This window comes from Paenibacillus sp. FSL K6-1566 (genome assembly GCF_038050475.1).
GTDB classification, from domain to species: domain Bacteria; phylum Bacillota; class Bacilli; order Paenibacillales; family Paenibacillaceae; genus Paenibacillus_AQ; species Paenibacillus_AQ lactis.
The window spans coordinates 2,011,451-2,026,299 of the sequence record NZ_JBBOSR010000001.1 but is presented as its reverse complement, the minus strand read 5'-3'; the positions used below and the strand labels follow the sequence as shown (position 1 = coordinate 2,026,299).

General features: G+C 54.7%; 15 protein-coding genes and 1 other annotated feature. Of the genes, 1 reads left to right on the top strand and 14 read right to left on the bottom strand.

Annotation, left to right across the window (positions count from 1 at the left end; all coding sequences use genetic code 11):
• Positions 1 to 102 precede the first annotated feature (102 nt).
• Positions 103 to 945, top strand: coding sequence for a late competence protein ComER (comER, locus tag NST08_RS08615; RefSeq protein ID WP_341034010.1), 843 nt, complete (start codon positions 103 to 105; stop codon positions 943 to 945).
• On the opposite strand, the gene leuS is transcribed toward comER, so the two are convergent.
• The 14 genes from leuS to NST08_RS08545 all read right to left on the bottom strand — a co-directional run bounded on the left by leuS (position 926) and on the right by NST08_RS08545 (position 14,627).
• Positions 926 to 3,367 carry a leucine--tRNA ligase gene (leuS, locus tag NST08_RS08610; RefSeq protein WP_007129371.1) on the bottom strand — a complete coding sequence of 814 codons (2,442 nt, stop codon included), beginning with the start codon at positions 3,365 to 3,367 and terminating at the stop codon, positions 926 to 928. The genes comER and leuS overlap by 20 nt on opposite strands.
• 91 nt (positions 3,368 to 3,458) lie before the next feature.
• Positions 3,459 to 3,725 (bottom strand) — a binding site (T-box leader).
• 48 nt (positions 3,726 to 3,773) lie between these two features.
• Positions 3,774 to 4,661 carry an AraC family transcriptional regulator gene (locus NST08_RS08605; RefSeq protein ID WP_007129370.1) on the bottom strand — a complete coding sequence of 296 codons (888 nt, stop codon included), beginning with the start codon at positions 4,659 to 4,661 and terminating at the stop codon, positions 3,774 to 3,776.
• Between the two features lie 76 nt (positions 4,662 to 4,737).
• Positions 4,738 to 5,811, bottom strand: a complete 1,074-nt coding sequence (locus NST08_RS08600; protein ID WP_341034013.1) for a Gfo/Idh/MocA family protein — start codon at positions 5,809 to 5,811, stop codon at positions 4,738 to 4,740.
• 26 nt (positions 5,812 to 5,837) lie between these two features.
• Complete coding sequence (locus tag NST08_RS08595) at positions 5,838 to 7,007, bottom strand: Gfo/Idh/MocA family protein (RefSeq protein WP_144866967.1); 1,170 nt, start codon at positions 7,005 to 7,007, stop codon at positions 5,838 to 5,840.
• Between the two features lie 68 nt (positions 7,008 to 7,075).
• Complete coding sequence (locus NST08_RS08590) at positions 7,076 to 7,942, bottom strand: sugar phosphate isomerase/epimerase family protein (RefSeq protein WP_341341691.1); 867 nt, start codon at positions 7,940 to 7,942, stop codon at positions 7,076 to 7,078.
• 457 nt (positions 7,943 to 8,399) lie between these two features.
• Complete coding sequence (locus NST08_RS08585; protein ID WP_007129366.1) at positions 8,400 to 9,170, bottom strand: class I SAM-dependent DNA methyltransferase; 771 nt, start codon at positions 9,168 to 9,170, stop codon at positions 8,400 to 8,402.
• A gap of 37 nt (positions 9,171 to 9,207) precedes the next feature.
• Complete coding sequence (locus NST08_RS08580) at positions 9,208 to 10,110, bottom strand: CvfB family protein (RefSeq protein WP_007129365.1); 903 nt, start codon at positions 10,108 to 10,110, stop codon at positions 9,208 to 9,210.
• Positions 10,107 to 10,454 (bottom strand): ribosome silencing factor, encoded by a 348-nt coding sequence (rsfS, locus tag NST08_RS08575; RefSeq protein ID WP_007129364.1) that lies wholly within the window; start codon positions 10,452 to 10,454, stop codon positions 10,107 to 10,109. The genes NST08_RS08580 and rsfS overlap by 4 nt, the downstream gene beginning before the upstream one ends.
• Positions 10,451 to 11,029, bottom strand: a complete 579-nt coding sequence (gene yqeK / locus NST08_RS08570; RefSeq protein ID WP_007129363.1) for a bis(5'-nucleosyl)-tetraphosphatase (symmetrical) YqeK — start codon at positions 11,027 to 11,029, stop codon at positions 10,451 to 10,453. Before yqeK ends, rsfS begins: the two co-directional genes overlap by 4 nt.
• Positions 11,013 to 11,603 (bottom strand): nicotinate-nucleotide adenylyltransferase, encoded by a 591-nt coding sequence (locus NST08_RS08565; RefSeq protein ID WP_007129362.1) that lies wholly within the window; start codon positions 11,601 to 11,603, stop codon positions 11,013 to 11,015. The genes yqeK and NST08_RS08565 overlap by 17 nt, the downstream gene beginning before the upstream one ends.
• A gap of 54 nt (positions 11,604 to 11,657) precedes the next feature.
• Entirely contained in the window at positions 11,658 to 11,948 is a 291-nt protein-coding gene (yhbY, locus tag NST08_RS08560) for a ribosome assembly RNA-binding protein YhbY (RefSeq protein ID WP_007129361.1), read from the bottom strand.
• Between the two features lie 107 nt (positions 11,949 to 12,055).
• The gene (aroE, locus tag NST08_RS08555; protein WP_341341690.1) at positions 12,056 to 12,910 is read right to left on the bottom strand and encodes a shikimate dehydrogenase; all 855 of its coding nucleotides are present in this window, start codon (positions 12,908 to 12,910) and stop codon (positions 12,056 to 12,058) included.
• Between the two features lie 65 nt (positions 12,911 to 12,975).
• Entirely contained in the window at positions 12,976 to 14,100 is a 1,125-nt protein-coding gene (yqeH, locus tag NST08_RS08550) for a ribosome biogenesis GTPase YqeH (protein WP_210095245.1), read from the bottom strand.
• The gene (locus NST08_RS08545) at positions 14,097 to 14,627 is read right to left on the bottom strand and encodes a YqeG family HAD IIIA-type phosphatase (protein WP_007129358.1); all 531 of its coding nucleotides are present in this window, start codon (positions 14,625 to 14,627) and stop codon (positions 14,097 to 14,099) included. Before NST08_RS08545 ends, yqeH begins: the two co-directional genes overlap by 4 nt.
• Positions 14,628 to 14,849 lie beyond the last annotated feature (222 nt).

The following is a 14,849-nucleotide window of genomic DNA, read 5'->3' as shown; positions in this document are numbered from 1 at the left end:
AATTCGTATCCGAACCCGTCATGAATCGCCATCCTTGCCGCATACATTAAACGTAGTAACGGTACATTTCTGCCGTAAAGCGCGAAAGGAGGGGACGTACACATGAAGGTTGGTTTTATCGGTACGGGCAGTATGGGCAGTCTATTGATCGATGCCTTCATTCGATCGGGCGCACTCCTGCCCGAGCAAATTCGGGTCAGCAACCGTACCCCCGAGAAAGCCCAGCAGCTGTCCAAGAGACATCCCGGTCTTACCGTGTGCAGCTGCAATAAGGAAACGGCTTCGGAAAGCGATCTGTTCTTCATCTGTGTCAAGCCGCTCGAATTCAAATCCGTCAGCAGTGAAATCAGGGACCGGCTTTCGGAGCATCAAATTGCGGTATCGATTACAAGCCCTGTCCAGCTGATTCACCTGGAATCGGCGCTGCCGTGCAAGGTGGCAAAAATCATACCCAGCATTACCAATATCACCGGAGGCGGAGCTTCGTTATGTATGTATGGTTCCCGAATAAAAGAAGAAGACAGGCAGCTTATAGAAAGCCTCCTGTCTTATATCAGCAGGCCCGTTGAGATTCTGGAATCGCACACGCGAATCACTTCCGATTTCTCCAGCTGCGGGCCTGCTTTTTTAAGTTTATTCTTGGAAAAATGGATTGACGCTGCCGTCGAAATGACCGGGATCGACCGCGGCACGCTCAATGCCCTGGCCGGCGAAATGCTGGTCGGCACAGGGAAGCTGCTAACGGAGGAGGGCTTCTCCCCCGAACAGCTTCAGGAAAGGGTCGCGGTACCCGGCGGCATCACCGCTCAGGCGCTCATTTTACTGAACTCGCACCTGAACGGCTTGTTCTACCAATTGATCGAAACCACACACGACAAGTATGAGGAGGATCTGGCAAAACTGGACGCCGCATTCGGCTTCTCGGTTAACCGGCCACGATATTGACCAGTTTTCCCGGAACGGCAATGACTTTGCGAATGCTCTTGCCTTCCAGCGCCTGCTTGACATTTGGAAGGGAGAGGCTATGCTGCTGCATGGCTTCTTGATCGAAGTCTTTAGCAATTTTGGTGCGGTCCACGATTTTTCCGTTCACCTGGACGACGATTTCCACCTCGGCTTCTACGGTCCAAGCCTCATCGTATTCCGGCCAAGGAACATACGTGATGCTCTCGGTGTGTCCCAGACGGCTCCACAGCTCTTCAGCCAGATGAGGCGCGAGCGGGGACAGCATTTGAACGAAATTCTCCATCGCCTTCCGCGGGAGCTCATCCGCCTTGTAGCCCTCGTTGATGAAGATCATCAACTGGCTGATTGCGGTGTTGAAGCGCATATGCTCGATATCCTCGGTAACCTTCTTAATCGTTTTGTGCAGGATACGTTTCCATTCGTCGGAACCTTCCCCGTCCACGATTTTTGGATTCAGCTGGCCGTCATCGCCGATGAACAGACGCCATACGCGGGAGAGGAAACGATGCGTGCCTTCAACACCGTTCGTGTTCCATGGCTTGGTCGCTTCCAGCGGCCCCATGAACATCTCGTATACCCGAAGCGTATCGGCTCCGTATTCGTTCACGATATCATCAGGGTTGATGACATTGCCGCGGGATTTGCTCATTTTCTCATTATTGTTGCCGAGAATCATGCCTTGGTTCACGAGCTTCTGGAACGGCTCCTTCGTATCGACGACTCCGAGATCATAGAGCACCTTATGCCAGAATCTTGCGTACAGCAGGTGTAGCACCGCATGCTCGACGCCGCCGATATACAGGTCTACCGGGAGCCATTCCTTCTGCTTCTCCTTCGAGCACAGCTCATCCGGGTTATGCGGATCGATGTAACGGAGATAGTACCAGCAGCTGCCTGCCCATTGCGGCATCGTGTTGGTCTCGCGGCGGGCTTTCATGCCCGTCTCGGGATCAACCGTCTCCACCCATTCCGTCACATTCGCCAGCGGAGATTCGCCGGTGCCGGACGGTCTGATCTGATCCACGTCCGGCAGCAGCAGCGGCAGCTGGTCTTCCGGAACGGTCTTCATCGTTCCGTCCTCCAGGTGGAGAATCGGGATCGGCTCGCCCCAGTAGCGCTGACGGCTGAACAGCCAGTCGCGCAGCCGGTACGTGACCTTCTTCTTACCCTTGCCTTCTTTCTCAAGCCACTCGTTCATGGCCTGAATAGCAGCCTCATTGTCCATTCCGTTGAGGAAGCCGGAATTGACGTGCTCGCCGCTTCCGGTGTAAGCTTCTTCCTCCACGTTGCCGCCCTTCACCACTTCAATGATCGGAAGCCCGAATTGCTTCGCAAACTCCCAGTCGCGGGTATCGTGGCCCGGAACGGCCATGATCGCGCCGGTTCCGTAGCCGGCGAGGACGTAATCGGCGATCCAGATCGGCAGCTTGGCGCCGCTGGCAGGGTTGATGGCATAAGCCCCGGTAAATACCCCGGTCTTGTCTTTTGCCAGATCCGTACGCTCCAGGTCGCTCTTGCGGGCTGCCTGATCCTGATAAGCCTTCACCGCTTCCCGCTGCTCTGGGGTCGTAATTTTGTCCACCAGCTCATGCTCCGGTGCCAGCACGCAGTAGCTTGCGCCGAAGAGGGTGTCCGGACGGGTCGTGAACACTTCCAGCTTGGCGTCATGCCCATCGATATCAAACCGCACCTCGGCGCCGACCGATTTGCCGATCCAGTTGCGCTGCATGTCCTTCAGGCTTTCGCTCCAATCCAGCTCATCCAGATCCTCAAGCAGCCGGTCCGCATACTCGGTAATTTTCAGAATCCACTGCCGCATCGGCTTGCGGACGACCGGGTGGCCGCCGCGCTCGCTCTTGCCGTCAATGACTTCCTCGTTCGCAAGAACCGTACCCAGCGCTTCGCACCAGTTCACCGGCACCTCGGCTACATAAGCAAGGCCCCGTTTGTACAGCTGGATGAAGATCCATTGCGTCCATTTATAATAGTCCGGATCCGTCGTACTGATCTCCCGGTCCCAATCGTAAGAAAATCCGAGCGACTTGATCTGGCGGCGGAAGTTATTGATGTTCTGGATGGTGAATTCGCGTGGATGCTTGCCTGTATCCATCGCATATTGCTCTGCCGGAAGGCCAAACGCGTCCCAGCCCATCGGATGAAGCACGTTGTACCCGCGCATCCGCTTATAGCGAGAAATGATGTCGGTGGCCGTGTAGCCCTCCGGGTGCCCGACGTGAAGACCCGCTCCGGAAGGATACGGGAACATGTCGAGTGCATAAAATTTCGGTTTGGACGAGTTGTCCTCGGTTTTAAAGGTTTTGTTCTCTTCCCAATACTTCTGCCATTTCGGTTCAATGACCTGCGGCTTATAGCCGTGGCCGGCTGATTGTTGATCCGTCATACTACATAGCTCCTCCTTCACTGTCGAACGGACAAGGCAGTTAATGCCGCTGTCCTGAAAACAAAAAAACCTCATCATCCATAGCGCTGACGCTAGGGACGAGAGGTTTGATTCCCGTGGTACCACCCTAGTTAGTGCAAGGCATGCTTTGCCTTTCACTCCCTTTGCATCCTTATCGCGGATGAGACGGCGACGTTTCATCGACCGACGGATAAATAAGCATTCTTAAGATCCGAAAGCCGGGTTCGCGCCGCTGCTCAGAGGCGAGTTCATCCCTTGCGTCAACCGGCTTCCACCAAATGCACCGGCTCTCTGCATGATCGCATGCGGAACTACTAGTCCCCATCATTGCATTACTATGATTTCCATTTTAATGTGGCTATTATACCCAAAAAACCGCGCCAAGTCAACGGAGTTCGCCCTGGGACTTGCGGTAATGCTCCGGCGCCGTTCCGACCATCGTCTTGAACATCCGGCTGAAATGGGCCAAATGCTTGAAGCCGGCCGCCCGGCTGACATCCGTAATGCTCATATGGGGGTGCAGTCTCAGCAGGATTTTGGCCTGGTTAATTCTTCGGTGGTACACATATTTGAATACGGTCGTTCCGGTGACCTCCTTGAACAAAGAGGACAAGTAATGCTTCGTAAGATGCATGTCCCTGGCAATTCGGTCCAGCGTCAAATCCTCCATGTAATGCTCTTCCACAAACGAGACGACGTGCTGTACATGACGCTCCTTATCGGAGATCGAATCCTGCTGCTGCACTTCGCTTTGACACCAGCCCGCAATGACGTACAGCATTTCCTGAAGCCGAAGCTTCAATCGCTCCTGCTTGAAAGCAGCTTCCGCCCCCCGCAGCCGGTTCATATCCTCCAGCAGCCGCTCAAACTCTTCCCTCCTCTGCCCAGTCAGCGTCATCCGGTGATTGCGCAGCGTTTCGAAGGGATCCAGCAGGACCGATCTTGCCGATTCGGGCAGCTCCCTGCACACCCAGGCGGGATCGAAATGGATAATGCTCCGGACATAGCGCGAACCCGGCTCCACATTCGGGCAATGCAGCGTCAACCCGTTCATCAGGAGCAGGTCCCCGGGCTTCAGCGCAAAAACGGAGTCTCCGATCAGATACGTGCAGCGTCCTTCATGAAAATAATAAATTTCGTAAAAAGCGTGGGAGTGGAAAGTCCCGCCGGATAAAGGCCGGTCATTATAGCAGCCGAGTTCAATCGGTTCCCTCAGCAGCATCCGGTCAAAGCCCGGCATCCAGGATGGTGGAGTCGTCAACCGCGAAGACATGTGGGAATCCCCCTTATCGAGGTTATGAATCAATTCCCCGGGAATTTTGGCGGGGTCTCCCTTTATTATAATGGATTTATCCGATCCGCACGGCTAAGTTTTGGGCCTTGACGCACAGCTCTCCCGCTTTGAAGGCATGCTCCTGGGTCATGGCGCGCTCCGTCCGCTCCAGGCAATCGAGAATCAGCTCACCGAAGAACGGATAGCCGACCTTCCCCTTCAGCTCCATATGGAACTCCCCGTCCTTGTTCACCAAGTACAGATGATCGCCATGCGGGTGTCTGGCAATGTCGATATACTTGCGAAGCTCAATATATCCGTCCGTTCCCAGGATGAAGGTTCTGCCGTCGCCCCATGTCCCGAGTCCCTCCGGCGTCAGCCAGTCGACCCTGAAATAATTCGTCGCCCCGTTGTCGCCAAGCAGCGTGGCATCCCCGAAATCCTCGAGCTCCGGATACATCGGATTCGCATAATTGCCGACCTTGCTGCTCAGCACCTGGGCATCCCTGCAGCCTGCATAAAATAAAAACTGCTCGATCTGGTGGGAGCCGATATCGCATAAAATGCCCCCGTACTGCTCATGGCGGAAAAACCAATCGGGACGCGATGCCGCATTCAACCGATGCGGGCCTGTGCCGAGCACCTGAACCACCCTGCCGATCGCTCCATCCTGAATCAAGCGGCCGGCATGAACCGCGCTCTCCACATGAAGTCGTTCGCTGTAGTAAACCATGTATTTTCTGCCGGTTTCCGCCGCTTTCGCCCTGGCGGCCTCTACCTGCTCCAGCGTCGTAAACGGCGTTTTGTCGGTAAAATAATCCTTGCCATGCGACATCACCTTGAGCCCGAGCCCGCAGCGTTCCGAAGGGATCGCCGCAGCCGCGACCAGCTTTACCTCCGGAGCCTCCAATATTTGCGCTTCGGAGGAAGCCGGCCGTACGCCGGGGTATGCCTCGCAGAATGCTTTTACCTTCCCAGGGTCCGGGTCGTACACCCATTTCAGCGTGGCCCCCGCTTCGATAAGACCGTTGCACATGCCGTAAATATGTCCATGCTCCAATGACATGGCCGCGATCGTGAATTCCCCGGGCTTGCAGACCGGCTGGGCTTTGCCTACCGGCGCATATCGCATTCCATCACTCCGGTTCATATTGCTGCCTCCCCTATTTCTTGTATTTAGTAGGTTCCGAATGTTTTGCTCATATCGACGGGGCCGATCTCCCGCACCGTCTTCTCTCCGGTCGAGGCGGCGATCCGCTCCTGCAGAAGGTTATAGTACAGATCCTCATCCAGCGGCAGATCCACCCAGTTGTCCGTCCACGTGGACAGATGCATTGCATTCGACAAGGTAAGTCCATGGATTCCCTCTTCGCCCGGAGCGATTAACGGGGTGCCGTGCAGAATGGCATCCGTAAAATTTTGAATAATGCCGTTATGCTGCGGATTGTCTCCCACAATCGGAACGTCGCACTTCCAGCATTCCGGTTCGCCGAAGCCGCCGGTATACTGACGGTTGAATTCCGGCTCCGGCACCCGAAGTCTCCAAAAAGTAAGATTGCCGTTTTCGATGACGATTTTCCCGCGGTCTCCCGTCACTTCAAACCGGTTCGTGCCCGGCGCTTCGCCGGTGGTCGTGATGAATACGGCGGTTGCGCCGTTTTCGTATTCCGCGTAAGCGGTCACGTCGTCCTCGACCTCGATGTTGCGATACTTGCCGAACGCGCAGAATGCCCGAATTCTCTTCGGCATCATGCCTGTCGTCCATTGCCATAAATCGAGCTGGTGCGGAGATTGATTGATCAACACCCCGCCGCCTTCGCCGGACCAGGTCGCACGCCAGCCTCCCGAATCGTAATAGCTCTGGGAACGGTACCAGTTCGTCACGATCCAGTTCATGCGCCGGATTTCGCCGAGCTCTCCATCCGCAATCAGCTCCCGCAGCTTCTTATAAAGCGGATTGCAGCGCTGATTGTACATGATGGAGAACACTTTGCCGCTTGCAGCCGCTGCGTTATTCATCTCGCGGACCTGCTTGGTATAGACGCCGGCCGGTTTCTCGATCAGCACATGCAGCCCCCGGTTCAGCGCTTGAATCGCTTCCTGCGGATGCCCGTAATGCGGAGTTGCAATAATGACCGCGTCCACCTCTCCTGAAGCCATCATCGCATCCACGTCGCTAAAGATCCGCACATCCGAAGGCAGCGTCTCTTTGGCCATCTCCTGCTTGGCCGGATTAAAATCGCATACGGCGCTAAGACGTGCTCCCGCGATCCGTCCAGCCGCGAGCGACTTGGCATGCGAGAAGCCCATTCCGAGACCGATTACACCTATACGAACTTGTTCCATACTGCAATCCTCCCTCATACATTTCATATCTTCCGTTACGCATCTATAAAAATAAAGCGAATTATTCGTTACGCGAATTGTTTATCTTCGCTCCACTGCTTCATCTGCTCGGCAAAGCGAAGCAGCATCTCGGTCGAACCGTACGTGCCGCTAAAATCCTCGATGCCGAAATAGCCGTCATAACCAACCGACTTCAAATCCTGGATAACCTGACGCCACGGAACGGCGCCTTGAGCAAGCGGCGTCCATTCCCCGGTCCACGTTGCCTCGCTCCCGTCCTCCGACGGATGCTTGCGATAACCGCCATTTTTCACATGAACATGGGCCAAGTAAGGACCGAGCAGCTCCAGTCCCATGCGATAATTTTCGTAGCCTTCATGAACCATATTTCCCGGATCGTACAATACGCCGACATGCTGAGGAGAGCAATGGGATACGAGCCGGTATGTAAGCCCGGCGCTCGGCGCAATGGTGTTATGGTGCGTCTCGACCAATGCCTTCACATCATAAGCGGCTGCCAAATCCTCCACCTCCAGCAGGTATTTTACAGCTTGCTCGTACAGCTCATTGTAGTTGACGCTGCGATTGTAAGCCGGAATGCCGGCGCGGATGAAAGAGGCTCCTACCAGCTTGGCTGCCCTCATCACTTTCTCCGTTTCCTCCAGATCGCCGCAGGTTAGATACGGAACGACCGCAATGCTCTGTCTGCCGTGCAGCTCCGCCGCCTGCTTGAATCGCAGCCAATCCTGCTCCGTCCCGCCGGGATCCATGGAGCATTGATTATGCCTCCAAAAGGAAGGCTGCTCCTCCTCGGCGCCGGGCGGGATTTCCTTAAAACGCCATTCAATCCCTTCGATACCGGCATCGGCTGCGGCCTTGGCCAGCTGTTCAGGCTGCAAGTCGGGGGTTGCAACCGTAAATACAGACATTTTCATGGTACGCTCATCCTCTCATGTCCCCTATCATCACCGGGGGAATTTAACTATCATTAGACTCTCGAAATCCCGCCTTCCAGAGGTTACAATCTTAGATACATCTATGTAGACAGCGCTGTCATTATTGCAATGGCCGGATATGACCCATCGTAGCATAGTCCGATCTGCAAACCTATAGCTCCGTCTGTGTACCTTAACCACAATCAAATAATTAGCCTAAAAAGCGTTTCAGATTATAATAGGTGCGCCGACCGCCTGTCAGTGGTCCCTGCAGCAATTCGACTTGTCGTCCGAGCGTCGCTGATCATCGTGCAGCAGCCATCATTACACCGCGTGCTGGGAGAGGCAAGTCGGATGCCTTTGCAAACGCAAAAAAGTCCTTCATGCATAAAGAGACTGCCCCAAAGTCAAATGACCTTGAGGCAGTCTCAACATGATATAAGGTTTTCCCGTAATCTTATTTTATGGCTACAAAGAACAGACGGGCAGCGTCGTCGCCGGCTTCAACCCATTCGAAATCGGCGTAGCATTTGACATCACGGAAGCCTGCTTTGATAAGCTCTACCTTCATCCATTCCGGATCATATCCTCGCTGGATATGCGTTTCTTCAAAGCGGCGGTAGACGGCAGGGTCCTGATGATCCCGTGCAAAAATGGTCAAATGATGCTCGATTTCACATCGGGGCTCATCCAGATCGCAGGTCCATATGTAGGAGACCTCCCGCTCATCCAACACGAATGGCTGCTCCGCATCATACCGGATCAACGTGTTCGGATGGTGCACGTCAAACAAAAACGTTCCGCCTTCCTTGAGCCCTTGGTACGTGCGGACAAAGGCGGAACGAATATCCTTCTCCTCCAGCAAATAGTTGAAGCAATCGCAAAACGAGATCACGGAATCAACGGGCTCCGGCAACTCCCAGGAACGCATGTCCTGCTGAACCCAGCGGACGCTCCCTTCGCGGAACAGCCGGCTGCCCTGCGGCGATCCTTCCAGCTTCCGCCTGGCAACAGACAGCATATCGGCCGACAAATCAATGCCCGTCACCTCAAAACCGGAGTTGACCAGCGGTATCGTAATGCTTCCGGTTCCGCAGCCGAGCTCCGCGATGCTTCTCGGCATGCCATGCTTGTCCCAAGCCGTTCTCGCAAAGCGGATCCAGTCGGGGTATGGCATATCTTCCATAAGCTGATCATATACGTAAGCAAACTTTCGGTAAGACAACATGCTGACACCACTTTCCCAGAAGCTTCTTCTTCGGTCGCTATTCAGCCGAACCGGAATTCTCCTCTTTTTTCACCAAATACGTCCAGCTTTCCTTCTGTGTGACAAGGCCATCCTTCATCAATTTCCCGAGCGCACGCTTAAATGCAGATTTGCTGATGCCAAAGCGCTGCTTGATAATGTCGGGCGGTGTTTCATCGGAATAGGGCATTGCGCCGCCCGGCCGTTCCTTCAGGAACGCCAGCAGCCGGTCTGCATCATCGTTTCGTCCGATTTCTTTGCGCGGAACCATCGACAGATTCACCCGGCCGTCCTCGCGAATATGGCTCACCCGTACGCGCACCTCTTCACCCAGGCGAAGAAGCCGCGTCCGCTCCGAGGAGTGGATCATGCCGATCGCTCCAAAGCCGACCACGCCTCCGTCGACGATCACGAAGGTTCCCATCTGCAGCGGCTTGTATACCAGCGCCGTAAACCATTCGCCCATCCACGATTTCGGCGCGTGGAAGGCGAGCGGAGCGAGCTCCTGCTCACCCGCCAGCTTGGCGCGCAGCCTGCCTTGCTTATCATGCTCCATCGTTACGAATACATGATCACCCACCTGAGGATGCAGCTCTTTCATTTCGGGCAGCTCCCGGATCGGTAGCAGCAGCTGCCTTCCGAGTCCCATTTCCAGAAAACAGCCGAGCCGAGGATGAACGTCCGCCACCTCCAGCTTTGCCGTTTCACCAAGGGTAAGCAGCGGCTTTTTCATCGTTGCTGCCAAACGGTCTTCGGTATCGAAGAAGATGAATACCTCGACGGTATCCCCAGGAGCAATGCTCCCGGTCACTTCCGAATAGTGCAGCAGGACATCCCGGTCGCCGCCATCAAGAAAGTAGCCGTAAGGCGAAACCTCCCTGGAAACCGTAAGCTGGACGATCGTGCCCGCGATCAAGCTCATACGTTCTCCACCACTTTGGCATCCGACCACAAGCGCTCAATGTTGTAATACTCGCGCTCGTCCCGGTGGAAGATATGGACGACAACATCCCCGATGTCCATCAGCACCCAGCGGGCAGCATCCATGCCTTCCAGTCCCCGAAGAGCTACGCCTTTATCATGGATCCGTTTGCGGATTTCCGTTGCAATTGCCTGAACCTGCGTATCCGAATTCCCGTGGCAAATAACAAAATAATCCGCCACAAGCGAGATGCCTCTCAGGTCCAGAACGACCAAATCGTTCGCTTTCTTATCCTCTGCGGCCTCTACAGCTATATTTAACAATTCTTCCGGTTTTATCGTCATGAATTCGCCTCCAATTGCTTAATGAGATCGTTGCGGGCTAGCACCGTCAACGGAAAAATAATCTGTCTGCGTGACAGCAGATGTCCAATCGTCGAATCAAACCCGGCTGCGAGCGCCTCTTCAAGGCTATGGTTGGCCAGTTCCCGAATATTATTCACACCGGGGAAATCCCTCCCCGGCTCCATATAATCGGCCAGGCACACCACCTTGTCCAGCAGGCTCATCCCGACACGGCCCGACGTGTGATAGCGGATAGCATCCAGCACCTCGGTGTCCGTTACCCCATAATCCCGCTCTGCGACGATCGCGCCCACTTCGGCATGCCACAGCTGCTTGTCATATTGGAGCAGCTCCGAGGACTCTCCCTGCTCCTCGAGCACCTCCCGAAGCTTCTCAACCGGCCAGTATTTGGCTACATCATGTAAAATCGCGGCCAAATCCGCTTTCTGGGGATCGGCCCCGAACCGGTTCGCCAAAATAACGGCCGTCTCCATAACGCCCTTCGTATGCTCCCAGCGCTTGGCCGGCATTTGGGAGGAGACGGCTTCGATCAAATCTTCACGGCTGTACACCATATATACCGCTCCTAACAATATAATCGTACACGCGATCCGGCACCATGTAGCGGATGGATCCGCCGGCGGCCGCCCGCTCCCGGATCATCGTGGATGAAATCTCGATCAACGGCATTTCCGCGATCCTTACCACCCGTCTAAGAAAATCCGGCAGCGACTCTACGTTCAGCTTCGTCCCCGGACGGTTGACCCCGATGAACGTCAGCATTCCCGCTAGCTCCTCGATCCGGTTCCACTTCGGGAGATACTCCACCATATCCGCTCCGATGATAAACGAAAAATCGTGCTCGGGATACATCTCGCGAAGGGCCTTGATCGTATCGACCGTATAGGAAATGCCGCCGCGCTTGATTTCAAGGTCCAGCGTGCGGAAGGACGGGTGGCCGGCAACCGCCTCGGCTGTCATCTCCAGCCGCATCATCCCGGTTACGCCCGCATCCTCCTTATGCGGAGGAATATGGCTCGGCATGAACCACACTTCCTCCAGGCCATAAGCGACGCGCGCCGCCTCAGCCGCCAGCATATGTCCGATATGAACAGGGTCGAAGGTTCCCCCCATGATCCCCACTTTCATTCGGCTCACCTCCCCTAGTCAGAGGACTATGATACTCTGAACACCGATCTTGCTTTAAGGCAGTTCGATCGTCTTATGATCCTTCGATTCCTTATAGAGAACAATCGTCTTTCCGATGACTTGGACCAATTCGGCCCCGGCACCTTCGGCCAGCTCCTCGGCGATGTCGCGAGGATCCTCCAGGCAATTGTTGAGCACCGAGATTTTCAGCAGCTCCCGCTTCTCAATCGCTTCTTCGATGTGGCGGATCAAATGCTCATTGCTGCCGCCTTTGCCTACCTGGAACAGCGGGTCCAAATGATGGGCAAGCGAACGTAAGTGTCGTTTTTGCTTTCCTGTTAACATGCTTGGTCATTACCCCTTAATCATCATCTATACAAGCCTATCGCTTGTTTAAAAACTATATTGTAGCTTTAGCTTACCCATTAATCAATAAACAAAAGAATGAATCCTTATAGCAAGCTTGCGAGTACCGCTTCCTTCATCGCCTCCACCGGCGCCTTGAGGCCGGTCCAATATTCCAGGGCATAAGCCCCCTGATTAATGAACATGCCCAGTCCCCCGTGCACGGTGCAATTCCTCTGCTCGCTCTGCAGCAGCAGCTCGGTCTTCAGCGGATTATAGATCAGGTCGCTGACGACCGCCCCCTCAGGAATCCATTCCGGATGAACCGGCATTTCTGAAATTCGGGGGTGCATGCCGACTGAGGTCGTATTAATGACCACCTCCGCTCGCGAAAGCACTTCCTTCGCATGCTCTTCGCCGCAGCCGTGAAGCTCGGCCATCGTTCCCCATTCCTGCGCAAGCGCCTTGGCCTTGTCTTCGGTCCGGTTAATGATGGAGATCGATTCCGGCTGTTCGCCGATCAAGGCATAAATGATGCCTCGGGCAGCGCCGCCGGCGCCGAGCACCGCGATGCGCTTGCCCTTAAGATCCGGGCAAGCCTCCTCCTTCAGGGAGCGCACATACCCGATTCCGTCTGTATTGTAACCCGTCAGCCTGCCGTTATCGTTCACGATCGTGTTTACGGCACCGATCCGGGCCGCGCCCTCGTCGATGGCATCCAAATACCGCATGACTTCCACCTTATGGGGAATCGTTACGTTCACTCCGCGAAATCCGAGCGTCTTGACCGACTCGATCGCATCCCCCAATCTTTCAGGCCGAATATGGAGAGGAATGTACGCCCCTTGGAGGTTTAATGCGGCAAGCGCCGCATTATGCATGGCCGGCGATTTGGAATGGCCGATGGGATCCCCCATGACGCCGAGCTTCAAATAATCGGTGCCGGCTTGAGTTTCCTTCATTGTATTTCCCCCGTCTCTCCCGTGAGTAAACCGTCTTCAGTCATGAAGACGCGTTGACGACGCAATTAAATCAGCGAAGGACGAGCCAGCACCTTGACTCCCTTCGGCGCATGAACGGCCACCAGCGCTCCCTGGTCGCCATTGACCTTGATCCAGCCAAGGCCGGAAATGAACACATCGGTCCGGGAGCCTTTCGGGATCCGGATTTCATGCCTTGTCCATTCCGGCAGCTCGGCCAGCCTCTCGCGGGTCGGCGGAGAGAGCAGCTCGCCCGCATGCTCTTCGAACAACGTGTCCGCCCGTTCAAGCTTCGTCCGGTGAATGTTGAGCCTTCCGCTGATAAAACACGTGAACGATTGATGGACTCCCTGCACGAAATCAAAGCGGGCAAAGCCGCCGAAGAACAGGGTTTGGCCTTCATTCAGCTGGTAAACGGCCGGCTTCAGCGGATTTTCCGGCATGACCTCGCGCAGATCCTCCCGGCTCACGATTTCACTGTAACGCCAAGGGTACACGATGCCCGGAGTATCGATAATATCTCGTCCGTCATCCAGCGGAATATGGACCATATCCAGCGTGGTCCCCGGGTAGCGGGAGGTTGTCAGCTCCTGCTCCAAGTCGCTGTAGTCGCGTATTAAGCGGTTGATCAGACTGGACTTTCCGACATTGGTGGCACCGACGACATATACGTCCCGGTCTCCTCTGTGATAGGCAACCGTTTCAAGCAGCCGTTCAAAGCCCTGATTTTTCTTTGCGCTGCACAGAACGATGTCCTCCGTCTTTAACCCATGTTCCTTACATTGCTTCTGGACCCAATTCAGAACCTTATTCCAGTTGGTCACCTTCGGTAAAAGATCGGTTTTATTGACAGCCAGTATAACCGGATTATTTCCGACAAAACGCTGCAGTCCCGAAATCAGGCTCCCTTCGAAATCAAAAAGGTCCACAATATGAATGACAAGGGCATTCTTTCCGCCGATCTGCCCCAGCAAACGTAAAAATTCGTCCTGATCGACGGCAACCGAGGACGCTTCATTATAATTTTTGATTCGGAAGCAGCGCTGGCAGATGACCGGATCGCGCTCCCATGCCTTCTCCGGCAAATACCCCGGCTGATCCTGGGCCTCGCTTTGAAGCCGGATTCCGCAGCCGCTGCATTTCTTGATGTCTTCGCCTGTTGGCAAGGTCATGATTTCGGTTCCTCCTCAAGCCATAGTCCTTTTTTGCGCAGCCGGGTTAACGCGATCCGCTCCACCCGGCGGTTCACCATACGCGTAAACCAGCCCTCGTCGTTAATGGCGATGGGCATCACCAGAACCGTATATAGACCGAGCCGGTTTCCGCCGTATACGTCGGTCAGCATTTGATCGCCGACGACAATCGTTTTGTCCGCGGTCAGCTCCATCATCTTCATCGCCTTGCGGAACGGGGCATTGCTCGGCTTCCGGGCTTCATGCACATATTGGATATCGAGCGGTGTTGCGAATTTCGACACCCGTTCGAGCTGGTTGTTTGAAACGATGATCAGCTGGAAGCCGATCTCCTTCACTTTCTTAAACCAGTCCACGAGCTCCGGCGTGGCGAGCGGCGCTTTCGCACCGACGAGCGTATTGTCGAGATCCGTAATGATTCCGCGATATCCTTGCTCGTACAGCTCTTCCAGATCAATATCGAAAACCGTATTGACACGGAGCTTCGGAATTAGCATTTCAAACAATTTCGTCACCTCAATTTCATACGAAAAACTATACCATAATCCGGTTCCGTAGTAAAAATAATCACGAACAAAAGCACTTGAATCGCTGATGCCGAAATGTTCAGCAAAAGACCACCGTCATCCCACTAAAAAGGACTCGGGCGGCCTATGCATTTACCGTTGCCGGTTAAGATCAGAATAAGACCGTCTTCCGGGATCAAGCCCGTTGAAGGCAGGCATCCC

Coding starts and splice junctions, on each gene's coding strand:
- yqeH (WP_210095245.1), bottom strand. CDS start 14,100: ATGACCTTGCCAACAGGCGAAGACATCAAGAAATGCAGCGGCTGCGGA.
- aroE (WP_341341690.1), bottom strand. CDS start 12,910: ATGAAGGAAACTCAAGCCGGCACCGATTATTTGAAGCTCGGCGTCATG.
- leuS (WP_007129371.1), bottom strand. CDS start 3,367: ATGACGGATCAACAATCAGCCGGCCACGGCTATAAGCCGCAGGTCATT.
- rsfS (WP_007129364.1), bottom strand. CDS start 10,454: ATGACGATAAAACCGGAAGAATTGTTAAATATAGCTGTAGAGGCCGCA.
- NST08_RS08585 (WP_007129366.1), bottom strand. CDS start 9,170: ATGTTGTCTTACCGAAAGTTTGCTTACGTATATGATCAGCTTATGGAA.
- NST08_RS08605 (WP_007129370.1), bottom strand. CDS start 4,661: ATGTCTTCGCGGTTGACGACTCCACCATCCTGGATGCCGGGCTTTGAC.
- NST08_RS08595 (WP_144866967.1), bottom strand. CDS start 7,007: ATGGAACAAGTTCGTATAGGTGTAATCGGTCTCGGAATGGGCTTCTCG.
- NST08_RS08565 (WP_007129362.1), bottom strand. CDS start 11,603: ATGAAAGTGGGGATCATGGGGGGAACCTTCGACCCTGTTCATATCGGA.
- comER (WP_341034010.1), top strand. CDS start 103: ATGAAGGTTGGTTTTATCGGTACGGGCAGTATGGGCAGTCTATTGATC.
- NST08_RS08580 (WP_007129365.1), bottom strand. CDS start 10,110: ATGAGCTTGATCGCGGGCACGATCGTCCAGCTTACGGTTTCCAGGGAG.
- NST08_RS08590 (WP_341341691.1), bottom strand. CDS start 7,942: ATGAAAATGTCTGTATTTACGGTTGCAACCCCCGACTTGCAGCCTGAA.
- yhbY (WP_007129361.1), bottom strand. CDS start 11,948: ATGTTAACAGGAAAGCAAAAACGACACTTACGTTCGCTTGCCCATCAT.
- NST08_RS08600 (WP_341034013.1), bottom strand. CDS start 5,811: ATGAACCGGAGTGATGGAATGCGATATGCGCCGGTAGGCAAAGCCCAG.
- yqeK (WP_007129363.1), bottom strand. CDS start 11,029: ATGGTGTACAGCCGTGAAGATTTGATCGAAGCCGTCTCCTCCCAAATG.